Origin of the sequence: Bradyrhizobium acaciae (assembly GCF_020889785.1) — a bacterium.
GTDB lineage: Bacteria > Pseudomonadota > Alphaproteobacteria > Rhizobiales > Xanthobacteraceae > Bradyrhizobium > Bradyrhizobium acaciae.
This window is the reverse complement of the sequence record NZ_JACMYK010000074.1, coordinates 14,917-35,848: the sequence shown is the minus strand read 5'-3', so window position 1 is coordinate 35,848 and position 20,932 is coordinate 14,917. Positions and strand designations below refer to the sequence as shown.

Genomic DNA, 20,932 nt, shown 5'->3' with positions numbered 1-20,932 from the left:
CACCGCACGCCTGCTCGCCACGCCGGCGGCGCGCCTGATTGCGCGCGGCCACGAGCGGCCGCTGCTGCTCGAGGAGGTCGAGGCCCTGATGGCGTCGAAGGCGCTTGTTGTCGATGCCTGTCGCTACGTGGTGCGCGATATCGGCACGACTGTCTCTCTGAACCGGCGGCCGGTGCTGTTCGCACTCGCCCGCGCGCTGGGCGAAGCCTGGCCGCAGGACGTGTCGCGCGGGACGCTGATCGCGCGCGCATTTCGCGGCAAGCACGCCGATGAATCGCACCGCGCGCGGCTGCGGGTCGAGATCGGACGTCTGCGCCGGGCGCTGCGACCGCTCGCCGATCTCAGCGCCACGCCCGACGGCTTCGTGCTGGAGCCGCACGGCCGCCGCGAGGTCACCGTGCTGGCGCTGCCGGTCGAGGAGGAGCACGCGGCGGTGCTGGCCTTCCTCGCCGACGGCGAGGCCTGGTCGAGTTCGGCACTGTCGGTGGCGCTGGGCGCAAGCCAACGTACCGTGCAGCGCGCGCTCGACGCGCTGGCCGCCACAGGCAAGGTGCAGTCGGTCGGCCGCGCGCGCGCCCGGCGCTGGATGACGCCGCCGGTGCCGGGATTCACGACGACGTTGTTACTCCCCGCTCCGCTGCCGAACGGCTAGCATCGGGTTGACATCAGACAACTGGAGCGCCGCATGAAGAAGTCCGAAGCCGAGATCATCCGGGAATATGCCTTCGAGGGCGTCGAGAGCGTCGGCGGCGTCAGCTTCGACGGCGAGCAGGTCTGGTTCGCGGCGGGAGGCCAGTTGGTCGCCTTCGACCCCGACAGCGGCACCACCACCCGCACCCTCGACATCGCCGCCCATGCCGGCACCGCCTTCGACGGCAAGCACCTCTATCAGATCGCCGAGGACCGCATCCTGAAGATCGAGCCGAGCAGCGGACGCGTGCTCTCCACCATCCCCTCGCCCGGCGGCGGCCGCGATTCCGGCCTCGCCTGGGCGGAAGGCTCGCTGTGGGTCGGCCAGTACCGCGACCGCACCATCGTGCAGGTCGATCCAGACACCGGCAAGGTGCTGCGCACCATCGAAAGCAACCGGTTCGTCACCGGTGTCTCCTGGGTCGATGGCGAACTCTGGCACGGCACCTGGGAAGAGGACGAGAGCGACGTCAGGCGCATCGATCCGCAGACCGGCGAGGTGATGGAACGGCTGGAAATGCCGAAGGGGACGTACGTCTCCGGGCTCGAATCCGACGGCAAGGACCGCTTCTTCTGCGGCAGCGGCTCAACCAACAACAAGGTGCGCGCCATCCGGCGGCCGAAGCGCAGCGGCGCATAAGACGATCAATCGCTTCGCGCGCCGAGCAAGCTCACGCCGGCGCGGGCACCGCGGTCGATCGCGCCGCTGCCATCGGCCGGAAGGTCGTCATGATCAGGAACGCGCCGAGGCCCGTGGCCCAGGAGCCGACATAGAGCCACGTGTAGCTCGCAAAGGTGTCGTAGATCAGGCCGCCGGCCAAAGGCCCGGTCGCCATGCCGAGGCTGCCGGCCATCGCGGTGCCACCGATCACCGTGCCCATCATGCGCAGCGGAAAGTTCTCGCGGATCAGCACGGAATACAGCGGCATGGTGCCGGCATAGATGAAGCCGAAGATCGCCGCGACTGCATAGAACGCGGCAAGCTCGCGTACGAAGACGTAGCCGAGCGCGCCGAACGCCTGCGCCAGCAGGCCGATCACCAGCACCCGCTTGGCACCGAAGCGGTCGCCGAGCAGGCCGAACGCGATGCGGCCGCCCATGCCGGCGAGCCCTTCGACGCTGTAGATCGTCACGGCGGCAACAAGCGGAATGCCGCAGGTGACCGCGTAGCTCACGGTGTGGATGATCGGCCCCGAATGGGTGGCACAGCAGAAGAAATTGGTTGTGATCAAGATGAGGAATTGCGGCGAACGCAGCGCCTGCGCCACCGACATCGGCGGCTCGCCGTTCGTCGAGACCACTTCGGGAGCATTGCCTTGCAGCGCCGGCGGGCGCCGCACCAGCAACGACACCGGGATCATGATCGCGCCGACCACGCCGGAGACGATCAGCATCGCGGTCCGCCAGTCGTGATGGGAGATCAGCCAGGCCGCGAACGGCGACATCGTCATCGGCGCCATGCCCATGCCGGCCGACACCAGCGAGACCGCGAGGCTGCGATGGGTATCGAACCAGCCGGTGACGGAGGCCATCATCGGGGCGAAGATCGCCGCCGTGGCCGCGCCGACCAGCGCGCCGAACACGAATTGAAACGCCAGCAGCGAGGTCACCTGGCTTGCCAGCGCAAGGCTTGCCGACAGCACGACCGATCCGGTCAGCACCACCGGGAGCGGCCCGAACCGGTCCGACAGTGTGCCCCAGATCATGCTGGTGAACGCCATCGCGAGGAAACCGATCGTCATCGCGCTGGAGATGCCGGTCACCGACCAGCCGGTCTCCCGCGCCATCGGCTGCAGGAACACCGGCAGCGAGAACATGCCGCCGATCGCGACGCAGCCCAGCAGGCCACCGGCCGCGACGATCACCCAGCGATAGGTCGAATTGCTCATTCCGGAACTCCCACGCAGCTCGTTCTGGCTGTAAGACGAGCGGGCCGGACTGGAACCGACAACGAAGGACAGCGCCAGCTCGCTTTTTTCGAGCGCGGCAGCGGCCAGGGCCGCTACCGCGATACTAGGGCGTGTGCTTATGAATCCGCCCGCCGAACGGGAGGGGTTTCTTTTTGCTCGCTGCCGGTGTTTTCTCTATCACGGCGGAGAACGGGTATGCAGGGATCGCTGGGGGAGAAGATCGGCGATGGGCTTTTCGCCGATGTCCACGCTTGGGCGCCCGGTCAGGTCGTCAAGCTGTCCAAACCAGGTATCCCGCAGTGGGTCGTCCAGCATGAGATGCAAATGACCCGCGCGGTCTTCGCCGCCGGCGGCCCGGCGCCGGAGGTGCTCGGCGAAGTCACCCTGGACGGGCGCTTCGGAATCGTGCTGCCGCGGTTCGATGGACCGACCCTGAAGCAGGCTACGCGCACCGGCGCCATCACGCCTGAACAAGCTGGCGCAATTCTCGCGACGCTCTGCCTAGCCGTTCACAAGACGCGACCGCCACCGGACGCACTCTCGCTGCGCGAGGCGATGGACGCCAGATTGCGGTTCGGCGGCAGTGTGCTTCCAGAGCGCATCACCACCGGCGTCCTCGCGCTGATCGAGCACCTCGCGCCCGATGACGTGCTGTGCCATTCCGATCTTCACCCCGGCAACGTGATCATGACGGCGCAGGGCCCGAGACTGATCGACTGGCTCGGTGCGGCTCGTGCGCCCGCTGCCTACGAGATGGCGCAGTGCCATGTCCTGCTTACCGAGCTTGGTCCGCAGCACGCCGACGATCCGGAGCGGGCCACGGTCAATTCGGTTCTCCAGGCGGAGTATGCGCGGTTGGCCGGGATCCCCCCTGCGGCGCTGACGGCGGCGATGCGGCCCTATTTGCCGATCGTCCGCGTCTTCCTCCTGCTCGGTGGGGCCATGCCTGACATGCGGGAGCGGCTGATCCAGCGCGTCGAGATAGCCCTGCGCTCGGAAGGCTGAATTGTTTTGGTCGCGCGCGAGCCGGAGTACGCGCCCTAGCCTCCTGTCAACGACCAGCCAGACTGCATCCGGGCAGCGGCGCAATAGCGCCGAGGGCACGGACCTGCACCAGCTCTGTGGCTTGGGTCTTCGCAATGAACATGTTCATCGCCGTGTGGTGATCCCTACCGAGTGTTACCGGGCCGGTCGGCGACGGAATGGTGAGGCCGGCCATCGCGTCGATGATGGCCTCCTTGTCGAGCTTACCGGCCTTTTCGGCTGCGGCCTTCAGCGCGATCAGGGTGTTATAATGGGTCATCACATAGTTCGATACCGCGACACCCGCGCCGGCAGCGGCGCGCGCCTTCGCGACGAAAGCTTTGACGGCAGGCTCCTCGCTCGCCGCGACCGCAGGCACCACGGTGACCATGTTCTGGCCCTTGCCGCGGAAGATCCCAAGATCGACCTCCGACAGTCCGAGGAAGGCGACGGTGATGTCCGTCAGCAACCCGGCCTCGTCGGCCTGCCGGATGAAATCCATCCCGTCGCCCTTCAGCGCGAACAGCAGTATTTTGGCCTTGCTCGCCGCGACCTCCTTGATCAGCGGAGAGAAGTCGGTCTCCGTTCCCAGCGTGTATTTGGTCCCGACCACCCTGCCGCCGAGCTTCTCGATCAAAGGCTGTGCGATGTCGAACATCTGACGCGGCCAGACCCGGTCGGCACCGAGCAGGAAATACGTGTTGCCGAAGGTTTGCGTCATATAGGGCAGCAGCTGGCCGAGCTCCTGGTTCGGCACCGCGCCGAACGAGAACAGATAGCGGCTGCATTTGCCGCCCTCGTAGTTGGTCGCGTAGAGCAGCGGCGTCTTCGAACTCTCCGCAAGCGGCACCAGCGCGTTCAGGTTGCGCGAGGTGATCGGGCCGACAACGGCCAGCACGTCCTGCTTTTCGACCAGCGAACGCATCGCATCAGCCGCCGCCTCCGGCCGCGTCTTGTCGTCGGCATAAATGATCTCGATTGGCTGGCCGAGAATGCCGCCCGCCGCGTTGATATCCCGAGCGGCGAGATCGAGCCCGAGTCTCGCCTGCTGGCCGTACAGCTCGACCCCACCGGAAAACGGCAGCACCGCACCGACCCGGATCGGTTCGCCGGATTCAACTGCGCGCGAAGGATCAAGCAGCGCGCCGCACAGTAGCAGCGCGAGCGTGATGCAGGTGATCGAGCGTGATGCCACGTGCGTCTCCTCCTTCGAGCAGGATGCAACAGTGCTCGATCGATATTATCGGCGCGGCGCTGAAGAATTCGTCAAGCGGACCTCGTTTGCGTCACATTCGATGCTATGCTCGTCATGCGCGTCGAGACATCTCCGCGCCTTCCCCAGGACTTCAGGCCTATCGAGCAACCCGCATCCGCGGGGCGCCGGTTTGCGCCTTGTGACGATTGATGAAAGGACACCTCTTGAACAGTCGCTTCGTCCTGATCTCCGGCTGCTCCGGCGGCGGAAAATCGACCTTGCTGGCCGAATTGCGGGCACGCGGCTATTCGGTCGTCGAAGAGCCCGGCCGCCGCATCATCGCCGACGAGCTAGCATCCGGCGGCACGGCCCTGCCTTGGGTCGATATGGCAGCCTTCCTGCGGCGCGCCTTTGACGTCGCACTGAAGGATATGGCGATCGCCGAGTTCCATTCCGGATGGGTGTTCTTCGATCGCGGCCTCATCGACGCCGTGTCAGCGCTGGAAGCCTTGACGGGCGAGCCGGCGCTACGCCCGATCTGCCCCGAGCACCGCTACCACGCGCGCGTGTTCATGACACCGCCATGGCCTGAGATCTACGTCACTGACGCCGAGCGGCGGCACGGGTTCGAGGCGGCGACGGCGGAATATCAGCGGCTGATGCAGACACTTCCCGGGCTCGGCTACGACGTCATCAGCCTGCCGAAGACGTCACCATCGGCACGCGCCGATTTCGTGCTGGCGACGCTCGGCGGCGGCATCCCACCGATGGCCTGATCAGATCGTCACTCCGCGGCCCCGGGATGTGCCTAGAACGACGTCCCACCTCCGAACCTGAACTCCTGCACGATATCGTATTTGCCCTTGCTGATCGGCACGGCGTAGTCGCAGCGCAGCGGCGCGAACGGTGACGCCGAGATCAGGCCAGCGCCGACCGAGATTCGCACGACGTTCTCATCGTCGTATTGCAGGCCGCATTTGCAGGCTGCCGTATTCACCTCGCCGGTCGCGGCCCACGACGTCGGGCCTTCATAACCCCAGAGCGAGCCGGCGTCCGCATAGACAGCTCCCTTCAGCCCAACCTAGGAGGGCAGGAACCAGAACATCACCCAGAAGCGGAGCGGAGTTGCCAGTCGCGCCGTGGCGAAAATGCGGAACGACGCGGCGCGGATACAGCCCGTTACAAATTGGTCCGGCAGCTCATCGTGGTGCCCGGCGCGCCGCCGCCGAACGATCAGCCCTTCTTCGAATCGCCGCGTGTGTGATGCAGCAGATTGTCGCGCAGCCTGACCACGCTCTTCTGCACGATCGGAAACTCATCCCCGAGCCCGGTGGCTTCGACCAGGGACGCGTTGATCTCCTTGTCGAGCAACCGCCGACCGGCCGGCGTCAGGCTCACCCGCACCTGCCGCTCGTCGGCGGGATCTCTGACGCGGCTGATGTAGCCGCTCTGCTCGAGCTTCTTGAGGATCGGCGTCAGCGTATTGGATTCCAGAAACAGCTTTTCGCCGAGCGCGCTGACGGTCTGCTCGTCGGCCTCCGACAGCGCGATCATGGCAATATACTGAGTGTAAGTCAGGCCGACCGCGTCCAGGATCGGCTTGTAGGCGCGGCCAAAGGCCAGATTGGCCGAATAGACCGCAAAGCACAGAAAATTCGCGAGTTTTCGGCCTTTGGTCTCGGCCTTGGCGGGGCGGGTCACGGGCATCTCCGGAGTTCGTGAAGTCCGGATCAATATAAATCGTATCCGATTAAATCGGAAGTGCTTGACATCATCTAATGCGCGGTCTATTTCAACTCGCGTCCGATTAAATCGGACACGATGCAAATTCACAAAGGAGTTGACCATGACCGCCAATGCAAAGGTTCTCGCCACCGGAAAGACCCACGTCACCGCAGGCCCGAACGGCACCGGCCGCTCGCACGACGGCTTCCTCGACGTCAAGCTGCCGCAGCCGCACCCGGCCGCGGAAAACCTGTTCGCTGCCGCCTGGTCGGCCTGCTACATCGGCGCGATCCAGCTCGCCGCCGGACAGCGCAAGGTCAAGCTCGCGAGCGAGCCCGAAGTCGACGCCGAGATCGACCTGAACCAGGCCGGTGGCGCCTTCTTCCTGAGCGCGCGCCTCAACGTCCGCGTTCTCGGCGTCGAGCGCGAGGTCGCACAGCAACTGCTCGAAGCCGCGCACGGCATCTGCCCCTACTCCAAGGCGGTCCACGGCAACATCGACGTCACGACCACCCTGGTCTGAGACCAGCACGTGACGACTTCCGACGCGGACCGGCCGGTTGCCGGTTCGCGGTCGGACCAGTCGAGACAACAACCTCTGGAGTTCGAGATGACCAGCAGACTGATGACGGCGACGCGCCTCCTCGCAAGGGCGGCCCTGATCGCTGGAAGTTTCCTGACGATCCCCACCGCCCAGGCGCAGCAACCGGCCGGCATCACGCGAACCGACCTGCAGCGCCGCGACCTCAGCGCTCCCGGACGCGAAGCCGTCCAGGTGCGCGTCGACATCGCGCCGGGCAAGGCATTCGGCCGGCACACCCATCCCGGCGAGGAGATCATCTACGTGCTCGCCGGCACGTTCGAATATGATGTCGACGGCAGGCCTCCGGCAACGCTGAAGGCCGGCGACGTGCTGTTTATTCCCGCCGACACGATCCATGCGGCGAAGAATGTCGGCGACGTCACCGCTAGCGAGCTTGCGACCTATATCGTCGAAAAAGACAAGCCGCTGCTGACGCTCGTGAAGTGACCGCTGCCGCCTGCCCGCCCCTACGCACTTCTCAGCGTGGGGCGAGCGCGGCGACATCAATTCACTTGCTGCCCCGAGCTTCGGCGTGCGCTGTCTGCCGCGCGTTGAAGATCAGCAGGCTGATCGCGGCCATGATCCAGACACCGATGCCGCCATAGAGCATGACCCAGCCGAAGCCGCTCGCCAGCGCCTGATGCACGACGGGACCGGTCAGCTCCGGTGCCGACGCGGCGTCGCCAGCCGCGATCCGCTCGGCGATGACACGCAGTTGCGCACCATCCAGCGCCGGCAACACGGCCTTCAGATGCGCCAGTACGCCGCTCGCCAGGATAAAGCCCATCAGCGCGATGTTGACCGACAGCGAGACCATCCGTGCGCTCATGTCGATGCCGGAGGCCATGCCCGCGCGGTCGCTCGAGACCGAGCCCGTTGTCGTGTTGGTGACGGGCGTGTTGGTAATGCCGAGGCCAATTCCGGCGATCAGGCAGCCGGGCAGCATCGTCAACCAGTCCGGTTGCGCGGCGGCGCTGCCGAACTTCATCAACATGAATCCGGTGCCGATCGTGAACAGCCCGACCGGGATGATCAGGCCCGGCTGATAGCGCAGCGACAAGCGCTCGGCAAAGGGCGGCATCACCAGCGTCGGCAGCGTGTAGGCGAGCAAGGCAAGTCCCGCAGACACGCTGTCATAGCCGAGGCCGGCATGAAACCAGATCGGCAGATAGATCATGAAGGGCCAGTAGCTGAGATTCATCGCGGCCGAGCCGATGATCGAGCCGGAGAACGCCGGAATCCGAAAGACCGAGAAGTCGAACATCGGCCGCCGGCTGACCTTCTCGGCAACCAGGAACGCGATGAAGCTCACGGCGGAGACGCCGAGGATTGCGAGGCCCCTCAGGCTGGCAAAGCCGAGATCCGGGCCCTGCGTGATGTAGAATGCGAGACAGAACACGGCAACCGACATCGTCGCGATGCCGGCGACGTCAAGACTGCTCGCCTTCGGGTCTTTCGATTCGTGCACGCCGCCGATCGTGAGCACGAAGGCGACAGCCGCGAACAGCACGTGGACCAGGAACACCCACTCCCAACTCAGCGCCGCGACCACAGCACCACCGATGATCGGTCCGAAGCCGAGGCCGATGCCGAAGATGACACCCCACCAGCCCCAGGCGACGGCGCGCAGGCGGCCGCCCTGGAATTCGTGCGAGAGCACGGCGATCTGGCAGATCAGCAGCGCGCCACCGCTGAGCCCCTGAAGGAAGCGGGCGACGATCAGCATCTCGACACTCCGGGCAATACCGCAGATCAGCGAGGTGATGCCGAATGCGGCGATCGCGACCAGGAAGATGCGCTTGCGTCCGTAGCGGTCCGCCACCGTCCCGATCGCCATCAGCACCGTGGTCACCGCGATGGTATAGGCGTTCATGATCCATTGCAGCGCCTTGAAGTCGGCATGCAGCACCCGCTCCAGCGTCGGCAGGATCGCGGGGATGCTGGAAATCTCCAATCCAAACATCAGGCAGGCTAGGCATACGGCGGACAACACGACGGCGCCGCGCCGGCTCAGTTCAGTTGACATGATCAGGCCTTTTGTTGTTGCAAGCCAACGGCATACCGCACGCTGTTGCCAGGGTGCTGGCAGCAGCGTTGGCCGATCGACTCACGATGTATTGAGGCAGCAGCGACGGGAATCGGGTGGCCGCAGCGCTTCACAACACAAAGCTAGTCACCGCTTGAGCATTGGTGAATTGGATGACTAGATATTTCAGAGACAACAATTCCGGATGACTGACATGACCACGCTCGACATCGACGCCGTGAAGACCTTCGTGACCATCGCCGAGCTCAAGAGCTTCACGCGCGCAGCCGAAGCGCTCGGCACCAAGCAGGGCGCGATCAGCGTCAAGCTGAAGCGGCTGGAAAGCCATGTCGGCCATCGACTGATCGAGCGGACACCGCGGCTGGTGCGCCTGTCGGCACAGGGCGCCGCGTTCCTCGCGCCGGCACGCGAATTGCTCGCCGCGCATGATCGCGCTGTTGCGGGTCTGACGTCGGTTCGCCGGCGTTTTTCGCTGGGGATCGCCAGTCACGTCGGCGCACCCGAGCTTCCCACCTTGCTGGCGCGGCTCAATGCACATGATCCTGCCCTTACGATCGAGGTCCGTCTCGACGATGCCCGTGATCTCCTTGAGACCTTCGATCGCGGTATGATCGATGCCGTGATCATTTTTCGAGAGGACGACCGACGCGACGGGGACGTTCTGGGACCCGATCATTTCGGCTGGTTCGCCACACCGGACTTTCTTCATCGGGCCGGAGAGCCGTTCCGATTGGCGGCCTCCTCACCCGCCTGCGGCATCCTCAATACCGCCACGCGTGCGCTTGATGCCGCGGGCCTTCCGTGGACAGAAACATTCCTCGGCTGCGGAGCATTTGCCGTCGCCGACGCGGTCTCGGCAGGCCTTGCGATCTCGGTGTTCTCGCGCCGGGTTGCTCCTTCAGGCACAGTCGAGGTGACTGAGAAATTCGGGCTCCCTGCGCTGCCTCCGTCCGAGATCATGCTGCTGTCGACGTTGTCGGACGCGAGGTCGCGCGCGGCGTTGAAGACGCTGGCAAACGCCTTTCGCGAGCACCATCGTCCGCCCATCAGTGCAGGCAGCAGAATGGGGGCCGCGCGAAGCGTCACCGCAGCGCTGGGGTCCTGACCGATCAGTCGCGCATGAGATCACCGACCGGCTATCGTCGCGCGCCGTCGGCTCGCTTTCCCTCGAACAGCGCGCGCTCCGACGCCAGCGCCTTGGCCAGAAAATCGAGCGTGGCGCGGATACGCGCAGTGCGCTTGAGATCGTCGTGGGTCAACAGCCACAGCGCCGAGCGCGCTCTGCGAGCGGCTTCGGCGTCACCCGCCGTAGCGTCGGCGCAAGATCGCCGACATAGCAAGGCAGCACGGCAAGCCCCAGCCCCGCCGCCGCGGCATCGCGCAAGGCCGGAAGCGCATCGACACGGCAGCTGATGCGCGCCGAGTGAAGCTTGTCGCGCATCCATCCGGCGATGACGGTTCCGGCCAGCGCATCGTCCAGCCCGATCCAGTCGTGCGCCGACAGGTCCTTGTCGCCGCGCCGAGCGAGATAAGCGCGCGATCCGTAGACCGCATGGGCAATATCGGCAACGCGCCGTCCCACCAGCAGCTCGGATGGTGCCGGCGTCGGCCGGATCGCGATCTCGGCTTCGCGGCGTGTCAGGTTGGCCATCGCATTGGAGATGATGATCTCCGGCTGGATCTCCGGATGGGCGGCGCGCATCGCGGGCAGATGCCGCATCAGCACCACGCCGAGCGTATCCGTCGTCGTGATCCGGACCGTGCCTGACGGCCTGAGGTCCTGTCCCGCCAACCTGCGCTCGAGCGCCAGCACCTCATCCTCGAGCCGGGCCGCCGATGCCGCCGCCGTCTCGCCCGCCGGCGTCGGCGCGTAACCGTCGCGGAACCGCTCGAACAGCCGCGTTCCGATCGCGGTTTCGATCGTGCCAAGGCGGCGAAACACCGTCGAATGCGTAACGCCGAGCTTGCGCGCCGCCCCCGACAGGCTGCCTTCCCGCGCGACGGCGAGCACGAGCCGAAGATCATTCCAGTCGAGAGGGCTGTGCATTTTTGCAAACTCGCTTCGCGGCTCTGAATAATACCTTATCACAAACAGACAGGCCATCTTCCCGGAAAGTTCGGCTGACCGGCGCACGCTGCGAGAGGTGCCGGCGATGCAGAGGAGTTGCCAGGTGACAAGCGAGACCACCGAGACGTTGCAATTGCACGACGCGCAGTTGGCAGCCGTCGACCCGCGGCGATGGCTGGCGCTGCCCGTGCTGCTCACCGGCGCCTTCCTGCCGATCCTCGATTTCAACGTCGTCAACCTCGCACTCCCCGCCATTCGCGACAATCTCGGCGCGACGGCGAGCGAGGTACAGTTCGTGATCTCGGCCTATGCCGCGACTTACGCGGTGTTCCTGATCACGGGCGGCCGGCTCGGCGACCTCTTGGGCCGCCGACGGATGTTCCTGACCGGCGTCGCAGGCTTCACGATCGCGTCGGTGCTGTGCGGCATCGCATGGTCGCCGGCCATCCTGGTCGCCGGACGGATCCTGCAGGGCCTCACCGCCACCGCGATGGCACCGCAGGTGCTCGCCTCGATCCGTGTGCTGTTTCCGGCGGCCGAACAGGGCCGCGCGCTCGGCTTGTACGGCGCCACCTTTGGGTTGGCGAACATCTGCGGTCAGGTGCTGGGCGGCGTCCTGGTGTCGGCGCATCCATTCGGACTGGCCTGGCAGGCGATCTTCCTGATCAACGTACCGATCGGCCTCGCCGCCTTCCTCGGCGGACTGCTGTTCCTCACTGACTCGCGCGCCGAGCATGCCCAGCGGCTCGACATCGGCGGCGTCATCCTGCTGTCGCTCACACTCGGCCTTTTGGTCTATCCGCTGATCGAGGGCCGTGAATCCGGCTGGCCGATCTGGATCATCGCGATGCTGCTGGCGTCTCCACTGATGCTCGCCGCCTTCGTCCGCTTCGAGGCACGGCTGTCCGCACGCGGCGGCGACCCGCTGGTCGCGCTGCATCTGTTGCGCAACAGCGACTTCGTGATCGGGCTGGTGATGGCGCTCGCCTTCTACATGCTGTCGTCGTTCTATCTGACCTTTGCGGTCTACCTGCAAAACGGATTGCATCGGTCTCCGCTGGCGGCCGGCCTTGCCACCCTGCCCTTTGCCACCGGCTTCTTCGTCAGTTCGCTGGTGTCGTCGCTGGTGATGCAATGGCTCGGCGCGCGCACCCTGACGCTGGGCTTTGCGCTGCAGGTGATCGGCTTCGGCGTCGTGATGCTGTCGGTCAGCGGCACGCTGCCCCAGAGCCTTGAATTCGGCCTGATCTGCGGCGGGCTCGGCTTCGGCACCGTGATGCCGTCAGTGATCAAGGCCGTGATCGGCAGCATCGATCCGCGCCATGCCGGGCTGGCATCGGGTATGATGATCTCGACCTTCCAGATCGGCGCCGCACTCGGCGTAGCCGTTATCGGCGGCGTGTTCTACAGCCTGCTCGGGCCGCATCCGCAGGCCGATGATTATGCGCACGCATTCACGATCGCCCTCGGCTGCAATGTTGCGCTGCTGGCGCTCGGCGGCTGGCTGTCGCTGTGGCTGCCGCGCGAGCCGGCCGCTTGAGAGCAGGAGAAGAAGTCCATGACCGCGCCGCTCTACGATGCGTCCGTCCCGGTGTTTCGTCAGATGCTCGACGCGCTCGCCGATCTCCTGCGCAAGGGCGAGGCCCACGCCCGCGAACGCGGTCTCGATCCCGATGCCATGCTCGCGGCGCGGCTGGCGCCCGACATGCTGACGCTGGTCGGCCAGGTGCAACGGGCGAGCGATCACGCCAAGGGCGCCGCCGGGCGGCTCGCCGGTCTCGAGCCACCCCCCTTTGCCGACGACGAAGGAAACCTCACCGCAGCGCATGCCCGGATATCGCGAACGCTCGACTACATCGACACGCTCCCGGTTCGGGCATTCGACCGGGCCGCGGAGCGCATCATCAGCCTGCCCTTCGGCGCACCGCCAATGCCGGCAGCGCGCTATCTGTACGGCTTCGCACTGCCGAGCCTGTTCTTCCACGTCGCCACCGCCTACGCCATCCTGCGCCAACGCGGCGTGGCGCTCGGCAAGCGCGACTTCCTCGGCAACTACGTCCCGCAGTGATCTCTATTTCTTCGCAACCTCGCGAAGCGTGTTGTAGACCCAGTCCGCCCCCTGCTTGATCGCCTCGACGCCGATCCTTTCGTCGTTGCCATGCATCCGGCTCAGGATGTCGTCGTCGAGCGGATAGGGATAGATGCCGTAAACCGGCACGTTGCGCTCGCGCCAGGCGGTGGCGTCGGTCCCCGCCTCGAACATTGTCGGCACCAGGACGGCGTCCTTCCAGACCCGCTTCGCGTTGCGCTCCAGCGCGCCATAGAGTTCGGTATCGACCGGCGACCCGGGCATCTTGCTCCGGATCAGATAGGCCTCCCGCGCCTCCTGCTGCGGCAGCGCGGTGACGATGCTGACCTCGATGCCGGGATCGCCGACCGCGCGCTTGATCTCGGCAATCATCTGGTCGGTCGTCGTTCCCGGAAGCAGCCGCGTGTTCACGACCGCCTTGGCGTCGCCGGGGATGACGTTAGGCTTGATGCCGGCATCGATCATCGTGATCACCATGGTGTCGCGCAACAGGGCGTGCAGCAGCAGGCTGTCCTTGGGATTGTCGGCAACCAGTTTCTTTCCGGCCGCGTCGAGATCGGCCTGGTCCTTTGCCGCCAACAGCTGCTTGATATCGGCAGCCGTCTGTTCCGAACTGATCGGAAGCAGCGCCTTGAAATAGGCCTCGGTCGCCGGCACCAGCTTGACGACCGGATCGTGCACCGCGAGCTTGGCGAGCGCCGCGATCAGGCGGTCGTTGGCCATCGCGCCCGCCGGGAACGGCCGCGAGGAATGGCCCGAGGGCCCCGTCGCCTTCAACGCAAACGTCGCCGAGAGCTTTTCCGCCGTCGTGACGTTGATCTGGCGGACCGTGCCGTCGCGCTCCTGCAGCACATAGCCGCCTTCGTTGAGCGCGAATTCCGCGTCGATCTTGTCCCAATGGTTCTTCGCCAGCCACGCCGTGCTGTACTGCCCCTGCTCCTCGTCTGCCTCGGCGAGGAAGATCACGTCGCGTGACATCGGCGTCTTCTCTTCCGCAAGCCGCATCACCGCGCTGGCAAAGACGGCGAGCCCGCCCTTGAAGTCCATCGCGCCGCGGCCGTAGACGAAACCGTCCTTCTCGACGCCGGCGAACGGCTCGACGGTCCATTTCTCGCGCTCGACCGGCACGACGTCGGCGTGGGCAGCCAGCAGCACCGGCTTCTTCGAGCCGTCGCCGCGCAACCGGGCAATGAAATGCGCGGCCTTGCCGTTCGGGGCGACGAAGATGTCGACCTCGGCGCCCAGCGGCGCGAATTGCGACTTCAGATATTCGGCGAGCGCCCGCGTATCGCCGGGGCCATTCGAGGTGTCGAAGGCGATCAGCTTCTTGAGCAACGCAACCGTCCGGTCGCCATAACGTTCGGCGGCGGCAAAGCCGGTTCCGGAGAAGACGATGCCCGTGGCGAGCATCAAGGCTACGAAATTGTTCTTGGTCTTTGACGTCACGTTCTTGTTCCTCCCATTTTTTAAACCATATCCCGCGGCGGCGGCCTCAGGGAGCCCTCGGAAACAGCAGTTTCAGCGTGGCAGCCGCGACGAGCGTCATCATGGCGAGGCCGGTGGAAAGATAAAGCGCGCTGGCATCGCCGAATCGGTCGATCACGATCGCATAGACCAACGGCGCCGCCGCGGGCAGGATGAAGCTCGGAACGATGAGCCGGCCGACCAGCGTGCCATAGCTGCGATGATCGAACAGGATCAGCGGCAACGTTCCCCTTGTGATGGTCAGAATGCCGTTGCAGGCGCCGTACAACAGCGCGAAGGCGACCCCCATCTCCTTCGACGTCCCGCTGAACAGGCCGGCAATGAAGGAGAGCGGCATGATCAGGCAGGCCATCAGATTGAGCGCGAGCGGATCGAGCCGTCCGCCGAACAGGACTTCGCAAAGGCGCGCGGCCGATTGCCCGATACCTCGCAGCGTTGCGATCCAAACCGCCACGGTGACGGTGAGCCCGAGCCCTGAGAGCACGGCGATCATGTGGGCGGACATGCCGGCGTTCAGGAAGTTGGCTCCGGTCATGATCACGGCATAGAGCCCGCCCGCCGCCGCAAGCTGCCGGCGGCTGGCGGCGCGCGGTTGCTTCGGCGCCGCCACACCAGAGCTCGGCACGCCGGCAAACCGCTTGGTCGGAATCATCAAGTGCAACGGGATCGTCAGCAGCGCAAAGCCGGCATAGGCCAGCACCGCAATCCGCCAGCCGAAATGTTCCGAGAGCGTATGGCCGAGCGGCCAGAACACGGTGGCGGCCAGGCCACCGAGCAGAGTGATCCCGGACATCGCGCGGCGCGCCTCCGGTCCGCCGATCCGGGCCAGCGCCGCGAACGCCGCATCGTACAGCGTCAGCCGCATGCCGAGTCCCAAAACGATCCAGGACGCGAAATAGGTGCTGATCTGATGCGAAAGGGCGAGACCGGCGCAGCCGGTCGCGTTGATCAGAGCGCCCGCGACCATGACTTCCCGTCCACCGCGGCCGTCCACACACCTGCCCGCCAGGGGCGACACCACGCCCATCATCAAGAGCGCCGCGGCAAATCCGCCGTAGACGATGTCGCGGCCCCAGCCGAGATCCGCGGATATCTGCTCGCCGAACCCGCCGATCAGATAGTAGGTCGTGCCCCAGGAAATCAGCTGAGCCAGCCCGAGGGCGACCACGACCCGGCGTGCGATCACCGGGCAGCTTCCTTGCCCGAAGGCAACGTGGAAGCGCCCGGCCCGAGCGGCCGCTGCATCAGCACGGTGTCGACCCATTGCCCAAGCTTGAAGCCGACCGAATTCAGGGTGCCCGCCGGCTGAAAGCCCATGCGACGGTGCAGAGCGATCGATCCGGCGTTGCCGCTGTTGCCGATCACGGCCAGCATCTGCCGCCACGGTCCGGCTTCCGCGCGTGCTATCAGCTCTTGAAGCAGCGCCACGCCGATGCCGCGGCCGTGCAGTCCGTCAGCCACGTAGACGGAATCCTCGATGGTGTGGCGGTAGGCCGGCCGCGGCCGGTACGACGTCGCGTAGCAATAGCCGGCCACGCGACCGTCAAGCTCCGCCACGAGATACGGCAGGCCTGCGGCCAGCACCGCGTTGCGGCGGCTACGCATCTCGTCCACCGTCGGCGGCACCTCCTCGAAGGTCGCGAGCCCATTGAGCACGTGATGGGCATAGATGCCCTGCACGTCAGCCATATCGCCGTCCGTCGCGTCGCGGACCACGACGCCGTTGCTGCCTGCCATCACCATGTCTTCCTGCCAGAGCCGTCAATATTGCCCCAGCATGCGCCACGGCATTATATAAGTGAAGCTTTGATTGGTTATGCGTGGCATAAGATATACTTTGATGAAGAACCTCAACCTCGACTATCTCGAAAGCTTCGCCGTCGTGATCGACAGCGGCAGCTTTTCTGCTGCGGCCGAGCGATTGCAGCTCACGCAGCCTGCGGTGAGCCTGCAGGTGCGCCAGCTTGAGCGCAGCCTGAATGCCACCTTGATCGAGCGGGTCGGACGACGTGCCAGACCGACAGCCGCCGGCGTCGCCTTGCTTTCGCACATGGACCAGATCAACGCAGCCGTGACATCGGCAGTCGATGCCGTCGCGCAGCAGACGACCGGAACGGCAGGCCGTGTGCGGCTCGGCACGGGAGCGACCGCCTGCATCTTCCTGCTGCCGCCGATCCTCAGGGAGTTGCGGGCGGCAATGCCCTCGCTCGAGATCACGGTCACGACCGGCAACACCGCGGAGATCGCGCGGGCCGTCGAAGACAATACCATCGACATCGCGCTGGTTACGCTGCCGGTGTCCGGGCGCAGCTTCGAGATCACCCCGGTCATGAACGACGAGTTCGTGCTGATCGCGCCGCGCGACATGACGCTGCCGGCGCGGATCACGCCGGAGGTGCTGGCGACCAGACCGGTGCTGCTGTTCGAGCCCGGCGGCAACACCAGGCGCACCGCGGATGAATGGCTGGCCCGCGGCGGCGTGTCGTTGAAACCGTTGATGTCGCTCGGCAGCGTCGAGGCGATCAAGGAGATGGTGCGTGCCGGCCTCGGCTGCGCAATTCTGCCGGGCATGGCAGTCCCCGCCAGGACCAAACCGCGCGACCTGATCGTGCGGTCGCTGTCACCCAGACTCCATCGCCGGCTCGCGGTCGTGATCCGCCGCGACAAGCGTCTCGACCGCGGGCTGCGGCAGACGTTGTCGGCGCTGAAGGGACTCTCTTCTAAGAGCAGCTAGGGAGGACGCTGCGCGTCCTCCCCATGCCCCCGTCACGTTGCGTTGCGTTCCTGCTCCGCGATCTTGCGGAACGCGGCCTCGCCGGCATCGGTCACCGCCGCCCACTTCGCATTCGGTGCGGCCTCGGCCTCGTAATTGTCGTGCCAGTTCCACCATTTATAGGTCGGGCCCTGCGGATAGCCCTTCGGCGAATCCTCCCAGAGCTCCTGCCGGCCGAACGGCGTGATGTCGAGATAACTCCACACCGTACCCATCGACTCGTCGCCGCGGCTGTTGACGAGGTAGGTGCGGAAGATCCGCTCGCCGTCGCGGACGAATACGTTGTGACCGTGCCATTCGGCGACGCCGAAGTCGGCGTCGAAGCTGTCGGTGATGGTGTACCACGGCATCTCCCGCTCCATCCGCGCCTTCAGCCGCGCAATATCGGCTTGCGGTGCGCGCGAAGCATAAGCCAGCGTGGTGTCGCGCTGGTTCAGATGCGAGAGATGGCCGACTTGATCGGCGCCGAGCGAGCAACCGCGGCAGCCGTGATCCGGCCAACCGAACACGCCGGGTTCGAAGAACGCGCGGTAGATGATCAACTGCCGGCGGCCCTCGAACAAATCGAGCAGGCTCGCCTTGCCGTTTGGTCCCTCGAAGACATACGGTTTCTCGACCGCCATCCACGGCATCCGCCGCCGCTCGGCCGCAAGCGCGTCGCGCGCCCGCACCTGCGCCTTCTCCTTCACCAGCATCTCCAGGCGCGCCGCCTCCCACGCCTCCCGCGACACCACCGGCGGCGTCTGCATCGCCGACAGTCCGCCACGATCGTTTTCAGCTGATTTGCTCATGATGATCTCCATCTTCGAATTGGACGAACTCGGGGACCCCAGCGCAGTTCCAGCGCCGTGGCCGTTCGTCATTGGCCATGCCGCAATCTGGCGCGGCGGCCATAACGAGTGGGAGTGACAAGTGTGTCGGGATTTTCGCGCATGCGCCCGGGTCGCTTCGATTACATTTGCGTAATGCTTGCATTTTGCAAGTATATGTGCGAGCCTCGCCGCATGAAGCAAACCGCTGCCCCTGCGTCGGATGATGGCCTGAAGCTCAGCGCCTGGCTCCCGTATCGCCTGTTCCTGGTCGCGGCCCAGGTCGCCCGCCCGCTGGAGAGCTTCTACAGCGAGACGTTCGGATTGAGCCAGGCCGGCTGGCGCATCCTCGCCGTGATCGCCGAGCGCGATGCCGCCAATGCCTCCGAGATTGGCCGCGCCTGCGCGCTCGATCCGTTCGCGGTCAGCCGCGGCATCGGCCAGCTCACGGAACTCGGCTTCGCGGTGCGGCGTCCCGGCAAGACCGATCGCCGCTTCGCCGCGGTCAGCATCACCCGCAGCGGCCGGACCGCCTTCAACCGGATCGCCGCGCTCGGCAGTGCGATCGAGGCGCGGCTGCTTGCGCGCTTTTCAGAAGCCGAGCGAACGATTCTCGACTCGGCCCTCACCCGGCTTGAGGGAGAGAGTGCGCGGATCGACGCCGGCGGCTGGCGCGCGCTGCTCGATGATGCCGGCGCGCCATGACGGCCGCACTGTTCGCGCTGACCGCACTGCTGTGGGGTGGCGGCGCGCTGGCAACGGCGATGCAGGCCGGTGTCACACCCGCACCTTGGTCCGTTGCCCTGCGCATGGTGCTCGCGGGTCTCATGCTGCTCGGCTACGGCCGGATGCGCGGCGTGCCGCTCGGGATCCCGCGGAAGGACCGGCCGGCCGTTGCGTTGCAGGGCCTGTTGTTCTTCGCCATTGCCTTCATCGCCTTCTATGAAGCGACCGCGCGGATGCCGAGCGGCCTTGCCGCGCTGGTGCTGTCGACCTCGTCGCTGTTCGCCGCCGTGATCGCGCGTGCCGCGCTCGGTGTGCCGATCTCCTCCGGTTTCGTCTGGGGCGCGCTGTGCGGCATCTTGGGTCTTGCGATTATTTTCCTGCCCGGTGGAAGCGCGCACGGAACCGCGCCGGTCGCAGGGTTTGCCTGGGCGCTCGCGGCTGCGATCGCGACCGGTGCCGGCACGACCGTCGGCGCACGCAATCAGCGTGCCGGATTGCCCGTGGTCTCCGTGCTGGCCTGGGGCGCATTGATCGGCGCCGCGGCGAGCGCGCTCTGGGCGGTCGTAACAGGCACGCACTTCGCAGCCGACGTCTCGCTGACCTACGCGGCGAGTTTCCTCTATCTCGCCGTCGCCGCATCCTGCATCACCTTCATGCTCTACTTCGAACTCGTGCGGCGGCTCGGTCCCGGTCGCGCCGCCTACACGCTCGCGCTGGTGCCGCTCGTGGCACTCATGCTGTCGGCGCTGTTCGAGCACCTCACGCTGGGCTGGCCGGTGCTCGCCGGCGCCGCCGCGATCCTCGCAGGCAATGTGCTGGTGCTGGCGCGCGCCTAGCGCCTAGATCCAGCTCGCTGGCCTGGCCACGCGGGCATGGCAATTGACGGAAGCGTGATATCTGACTAAAGTCAGATATATGCTCGACCCCGTTTCCCGCGTCCGCCGCTTCAACCGTGCCGTGACCTCCGCCGTCGGCGCGCTCGACACCTCGTTTCTCGGCCGCGGCAGGCCGCTTGGTGCGGCGCGCGTGCTGAACGCGATCGGGCACGGACGTGCCGATGTCGGCGACATCAGGGACTATCTCGGGCTCGATTCGGGCCTGATGAGCCGCCTGCTGCGCAGCCTCGAGGACGAAGGGCTGATCGAGACCACGGCACATGCCGACGACGCGCGCCGCCGCATCGCCAGGCTGACAGCGGCGGGCAAGTGCGAGTTCAATGCCTATGAGGCAATCTCCAACCGGCAGGCCAAGGACTTCCTTGGCCACCACAGCCAACGTGACGCACTGCTGGCGGCGATGGATCTGATCGCCTCGGCGCTCGGCCGCGACGGCACCGCCCTGGACGAGATGGACCCGCGCAGCGACGCAGCGCGCTACTGCCTCGGTGAATATTACGCCGAGCTGGCACGACGCTTCAAACAGGGGTTTGACGTCAAGCTGTCGCGCGACCCAGATGCCAAAGACATGGTGCGCCCGCGCGGCAGCTTCATCGTGGCGATGTCGGACGGCCTGCCGCTCGGCTGCGTCGGGCTGACAGGCACAAGCGATGAGTTCGCGGAGATCAAGCGGCTGTGGGTCGCGCCGGCCGCGCGTGGCCTCGGCCTCGGCCGCCGCCTGATGGACGCGGCGGAAAAGGCCGCGCGCGAGCTCGGCATCACGGTGCTGCGGCTCGACACCAACAGTGCGCTGGCGGAGGCCGGTCAACTCTACCGCAGGACCGGCTGGACCGAGATCCCGCGCTTCAACGACGACCCCTACCCCAACCTGTTCTTCGAAAAGCGGCTCTGAGCGGCACGGCTCAGGCATCGG

General features: G+C 66.0%; 22 protein-coding genes and 2 pseudogenes. 13 read left to right on the top strand and 11 right to left on the bottom strand.

What is annotated here, in order from left to right; translation table 11 throughout:
* Together H8A92_RS24900 and H8A92_RS24895 are read left to right on the top strand one after the other, a co-directional pair.
* Window positions 1-652, top strand: a pseudogene (locus H8A92_RS24900) (helix-turn-helix domain-containing protein); the annotation flags it as partial.
* 33 nt (window positions 653-685) lie between these two features.
* The gene (locus H8A92_RS24895) at window positions 686-1,330 is read left to right on the top strand and encodes a Vgb family protein (RefSeq protein ID WP_229198210.1); all 645 of its coding nucleotides are present in this window, start codon (window positions 686-688) and stop codon (window positions 1,328-1,330) included.
* A gap of 31 nt (window positions 1,331-1,361) precedes the next feature.
* Here the strand turns inward: H8A92_RS24895 and H8A92_RS24890 are convergent, their stop codons facing one another.
* A complete protein-coding gene (locus H8A92_RS24890; RefSeq protein WP_229198209.1) occupies window positions 1,362-2,579 on the bottom strand; it encodes an MFS transporter in 1,218 nt (405 codons plus the stop codon).
* A 216-nt stretch (window positions 2,580-2,795) separates the two neighbouring features.
* Between H8A92_RS24890 and H8A92_RS24885 the strand changes: the two genes are divergently transcribed.
* Window positions 2,796-3,605, top strand: a complete 810-nt coding sequence (locus tag H8A92_RS24885) for a phosphotransferase (RefSeq protein WP_229198208.1) — start codon at window positions 2,796-2,798, stop codon at window positions 3,603-3,605.
* 46 nt (window positions 3,606-3,651) lie between these two features.
* Here the strand turns inward: H8A92_RS24885 and H8A92_RS24880 are convergent, their stop codons facing one another.
* Window positions 3,652-4,818: an ABC transporter substrate-binding protein gene (locus tag H8A92_RS24880; RefSeq protein ID WP_229198207.1), complete on the bottom strand. Its 1,167-nt coding sequence runs from the start codon at window positions 4,816-4,818 to the stop codon at window positions 3,652-3,654.
* 209 nt (window positions 4,819-5,027) lie between these two features.
* Between H8A92_RS24880 and H8A92_RS24875 the strand changes: the two genes are divergently transcribed.
* A complete protein-coding gene (locus tag H8A92_RS24875) occupies window positions 5,028-5,594 on the top strand; it encodes an AAA family ATPase (protein ID WP_229198206.1) in 567 nt (188 codons plus the stop codon).
* 32 nt (window positions 5,595-5,626) lie between these two features.
* Here H8A92_RS24875 and H8A92_RS24870 read toward each other — a convergent pair.
* Window positions 5,627-5,920 (bottom strand): annotated as a pseudogene (locus H8A92_RS24870) (BamA/TamA family outer membrane protein); the annotation flags it as partial.
* Between the two features lie 131 nt (window positions 5,921-6,051).
* Window positions 6,052-6,525: a MarR family winged helix-turn-helix transcriptional regulator gene (locus H8A92_RS24865; RefSeq protein ID WP_229198205.1), complete on the bottom strand. Its 474-nt coding sequence runs from the start codon at window positions 6,523-6,525 to the stop codon at window positions 6,052-6,054.
* A 139-nt stretch (window positions 6,526-6,664) separates the two neighbouring features.
* Between H8A92_RS24865 and H8A92_RS24860 the strand changes: the two genes are divergently transcribed.
* Together H8A92_RS24860 and H8A92_RS24855 are read left to right on the top strand one after the other, a co-directional pair.
* Window positions 6,665-7,066: an Ohr family peroxiredoxin gene (locus H8A92_RS24860; RefSeq protein ID WP_229198204.1), complete on the top strand. Its 402-nt coding sequence runs from the start codon at window positions 6,665-6,667 to the stop codon at window positions 7,064-7,066.
* A gap of 87 nt (window positions 7,067-7,153) precedes the next feature.
* The gene (locus tag H8A92_RS24855) at window positions 7,154-7,573 is read left to right on the top strand and encodes a cupin domain-containing protein (RefSeq protein ID WP_229198203.1); all 420 of its coding nucleotides are present in this window, start codon (window positions 7,154-7,156) and stop codon (window positions 7,571-7,573) included.
* A 61-nt stretch (window positions 7,574-7,634) separates the two neighbouring features.
* On the opposite strand, the gene H8A92_RS24850 is transcribed toward H8A92_RS24855, so the two are convergent.
* Window positions 7,635-9,152, bottom strand: a complete 1,518-nt coding sequence (locus H8A92_RS24850; protein ID WP_229198202.1) for an MFS transporter — start codon at window positions 9,150-9,152, stop codon at window positions 7,635-7,637.
* 214 nt (window positions 9,153-9,366) lie between these two features.
* Between H8A92_RS24850 and H8A92_RS24845 the strand changes: the two genes are divergently transcribed.
* Complete coding sequence (locus H8A92_RS24845; RefSeq protein ID WP_229198201.1) at window positions 9,367-10,278, top strand: LysR family transcriptional regulator; 912 nt, start codon at window positions 9,367-9,369, stop codon at window positions 10,276-10,278.
* Window positions 10,279-10,309: 31 nt separating this feature from the next.
* Here the strand turns inward: H8A92_RS24845 and H8A92_RS40845 are convergent, their stop codons facing one another.
* Window positions 10,310-10,432 carry a hypothetical protein gene (locus tag H8A92_RS40845; protein WP_274613457.1) on the bottom strand — a complete coding sequence of 41 codons (123 nt, stop codon included), beginning with the start codon at window positions 10,430-10,432 and terminating at the stop codon, window positions 10,310-10,312.
* Entirely contained in the window at window positions 10,429-11,220 is a 792-nt protein-coding gene (locus H8A92_RS24840) for a LysR family transcriptional regulator (protein WP_229198200.1), read from the bottom strand. Before H8A92_RS24840 ends, H8A92_RS40845 begins: the two co-directional genes overlap by 4 nt.
* A gap of 124 nt (window positions 11,221-11,344) precedes the next feature.
* Between H8A92_RS24840 and H8A92_RS24835 the strand changes: the two genes are divergently transcribed.
* Window positions 11,345-12,781 carry an MFS transporter gene (locus H8A92_RS24835; protein WP_229198199.1) on the top strand — a complete coding sequence of 479 codons (1,437 nt, stop codon included), beginning with the start codon at window positions 11,345-11,347 and terminating at the stop codon, window positions 12,779-12,781.
* A gap of 18 nt (window positions 12,782-12,799) precedes the next feature.
* Window positions 12,800-13,309, top strand: coding sequence for a DUF1993 domain-containing protein (locus tag H8A92_RS24830; RefSeq protein WP_229198198.1), 510 nt, complete (start codon window positions 12,800-12,802; stop codon window positions 13,307-13,309).
* Between the two features lie 3 nt (window positions 13,310-13,312).
* Here H8A92_RS24830 and H8A92_RS24825 read toward each other — a convergent pair whose 3' ends face one another.
* From H8A92_RS24825 to H8A92_RS24815, 3 genes are read right to left on the bottom strand one after another with little or no spacing between them, the layout of a single operon-like run.
* A complete protein-coding gene (locus tag H8A92_RS24825) occupies window positions 13,313-14,776 on the bottom strand; it encodes a M20/M25/M40 family metallo-hydrolase (RefSeq protein WP_229198197.1) in 1,464 nt (487 codons plus the stop codon).
* A gap of 46 nt (window positions 14,777-14,822) precedes the next feature.
* A complete protein-coding gene (locus tag H8A92_RS24820; protein WP_229198196.1) occupies window positions 14,823-16,001 on the bottom strand; it encodes an MFS transporter in 1,179 nt (392 codons plus the stop codon).
* A complete protein-coding gene (locus H8A92_RS24815) occupies window positions 15,998-16,552 on the bottom strand; it encodes a GNAT family N-acetyltransferase (protein ID WP_229198195.1) in 555 nt (184 codons plus the stop codon). The genes H8A92_RS24820 and H8A92_RS24815 overlap by 4 nt, the downstream gene beginning before the upstream one ends.
* A gap of 103 nt (window positions 16,553-16,655) precedes the next feature.
* Between H8A92_RS24815 and H8A92_RS24810 the strand changes: the two genes are divergently transcribed.
* Window positions 16,656-17,549 carry a LysR family transcriptional regulator gene (locus H8A92_RS24810; protein WP_229198194.1) on the top strand — a complete coding sequence of 298 codons (894 nt, stop codon included), beginning with the start codon at window positions 16,656-16,658 and terminating at the stop codon, window positions 17,547-17,549.
* Window positions 17,550-17,581: 32 nt separating this feature from the next.
* Here the strand turns inward: H8A92_RS24810 and H8A92_RS24805 are convergent, their stop codons facing one another.
* Window positions 17,582-18,379, bottom strand: coding sequence for a DUF899 domain-containing protein (locus H8A92_RS24805; RefSeq protein ID WP_229198193.1), 798 nt, complete (start codon window positions 18,377-18,379; stop codon window positions 17,582-17,584).
* A 213-nt stretch (window positions 18,380-18,592) separates the two neighbouring features.
* Here H8A92_RS24805 and H8A92_RS24800 point away from each other — a divergent pair, with 213 nt between their 5' ends.
* The 3 genes from H8A92_RS24800 (at window position 18,593) to H8A92_RS24790 (ending at window position 20,911) form a co-directional block, all read left to right on the top strand.
* A complete protein-coding gene (locus H8A92_RS24800; protein ID WP_229198192.1) occupies window positions 18,593-19,102 on the top strand; it encodes a MarR family winged helix-turn-helix transcriptional regulator in 510 nt (169 codons plus the stop codon).
* A complete protein-coding gene (locus H8A92_RS24795; RefSeq protein ID WP_229198191.1) occupies window positions 19,099-19,959 on the top strand; it encodes a DMT family transporter in 861 nt (286 codons plus the stop codon). The genes H8A92_RS24800 and H8A92_RS24795 overlap by 4 nt, the downstream gene beginning before the upstream one ends.
* A 79-nt stretch (window positions 19,960-20,038) precedes the next feature.
* The gene (locus tag H8A92_RS24790) at window positions 20,039-20,911 is read left to right on the top strand and encodes a bifunctional helix-turn-helix transcriptional regulator/GNAT family N-acetyltransferase (protein ID WP_229198190.1); all 873 of its coding nucleotides are present in this window, start codon (window positions 20,039-20,041) and stop codon (window positions 20,909-20,911) included.
* The last annotated feature ends 21 nt before the right edge of the window (window positions 20,912-20,932 follow it).

Coding starts and splice junctions, on each gene's coding strand:
- H8A92_RS24815 (WP_229198195.1), bottom strand. CDS start 16,552: ATGGCAGGCAGCAACGGCGTCGTGGTCCGCGACGCGACGGACGGCGAT.
- H8A92_RS24830 (WP_229198198.1), top strand. CDS start 12,800: ATGACCGCGCCGCTCTACGATGCGTCCGTCCCGGTGTTTCGTCAGATG.
- H8A92_RS24810 (WP_229198194.1), top strand. CDS start 16,656: ATGAAGAACCTCAACCTCGACTATCTCGAAAGCTTCGCCGTCGTGATC.
- H8A92_RS24790 (WP_229198190.1), top strand. CDS start 20,039: ATGCTCGACCCCGTTTCCCGCGTCCGCCGCTTCAACCGTGCCGTGACC.
- H8A92_RS24875 (WP_229198206.1), top strand. CDS start 5,028: ATGAAAGGACACCTCTTGAACAGTCGCTTCGTCCTGATCTCCGGCTGC.
- H8A92_RS24885 (WP_229198208.1), top strand. CDS start 2,796: ATGCAGGGATCGCTGGGGGAGAAGATCGGCGATGGGCTTTTCGCCGAT.
- H8A92_RS24865 (WP_229198205.1), bottom strand. CDS start 6,525: ATGCCCGTGACCCGCCCCGCCAAGGCCGAGACCAAAGGCCGAAAACTC.
- H8A92_RS24800 (WP_229198192.1), top strand. CDS start 18,593: ATGAAGCAAACCGCTGCCCCTGCGTCGGATGATGGCCTGAAGCTCAGC.
- H8A92_RS24860 (WP_229198204.1), top strand. CDS start 6,665: ATGACCGCCAATGCAAAGGTTCTCGCCACCGGAAAGACCCACGTCACC.
- H8A92_RS24845 (WP_229198201.1), top strand. CDS start 9,367: ATGACCACGCTCGACATCGACGCCGTGAAGACCTTCGTGACCATCGCC.
- H8A92_RS24805 (WP_229198193.1), bottom strand. CDS start 18,379: ATGAGCAAATCAGCTGAAAACGATCGTGGCGGACTGTCGGCGATGCAG.
- H8A92_RS24850 (WP_229198202.1), bottom strand. CDS start 9,152: ATGTCAACTGAACTGAGCCGGCGCGGCGCCGTCGTGTTGTCCGCCGTA.
- H8A92_RS24895 (WP_229198210.1), top strand. CDS start 686: ATGAAGAAGTCCGAAGCCGAGATCATCCGGGAATATGCCTTCGAGGGC.
- H8A92_RS24795 (WP_229198191.1), top strand. CDS start 19,099: ATGACGGCCGCACTGTTCGCGCTGACCGCACTGCTGTGGGGTGGCGGC.
- H8A92_RS24890 (WP_229198209.1), bottom strand. CDS start 2,579: ATGAGCAATTCGACCTATCGCTGGGTGATCGTCGCGGCCGGTGGCCTG.
- H8A92_RS24840 (WP_229198200.1), bottom strand. CDS start 11,220: ATGCACAGCCCTCTCGACTGGAATGATCTTCGGCTCGTGCTCGCCGTC.
- H8A92_RS24855 (WP_229198203.1), top strand. CDS start 7,154: ATGACCAGCAGACTGATGACGGCGACGCGCCTCCTCGCAAGGGCGGCC.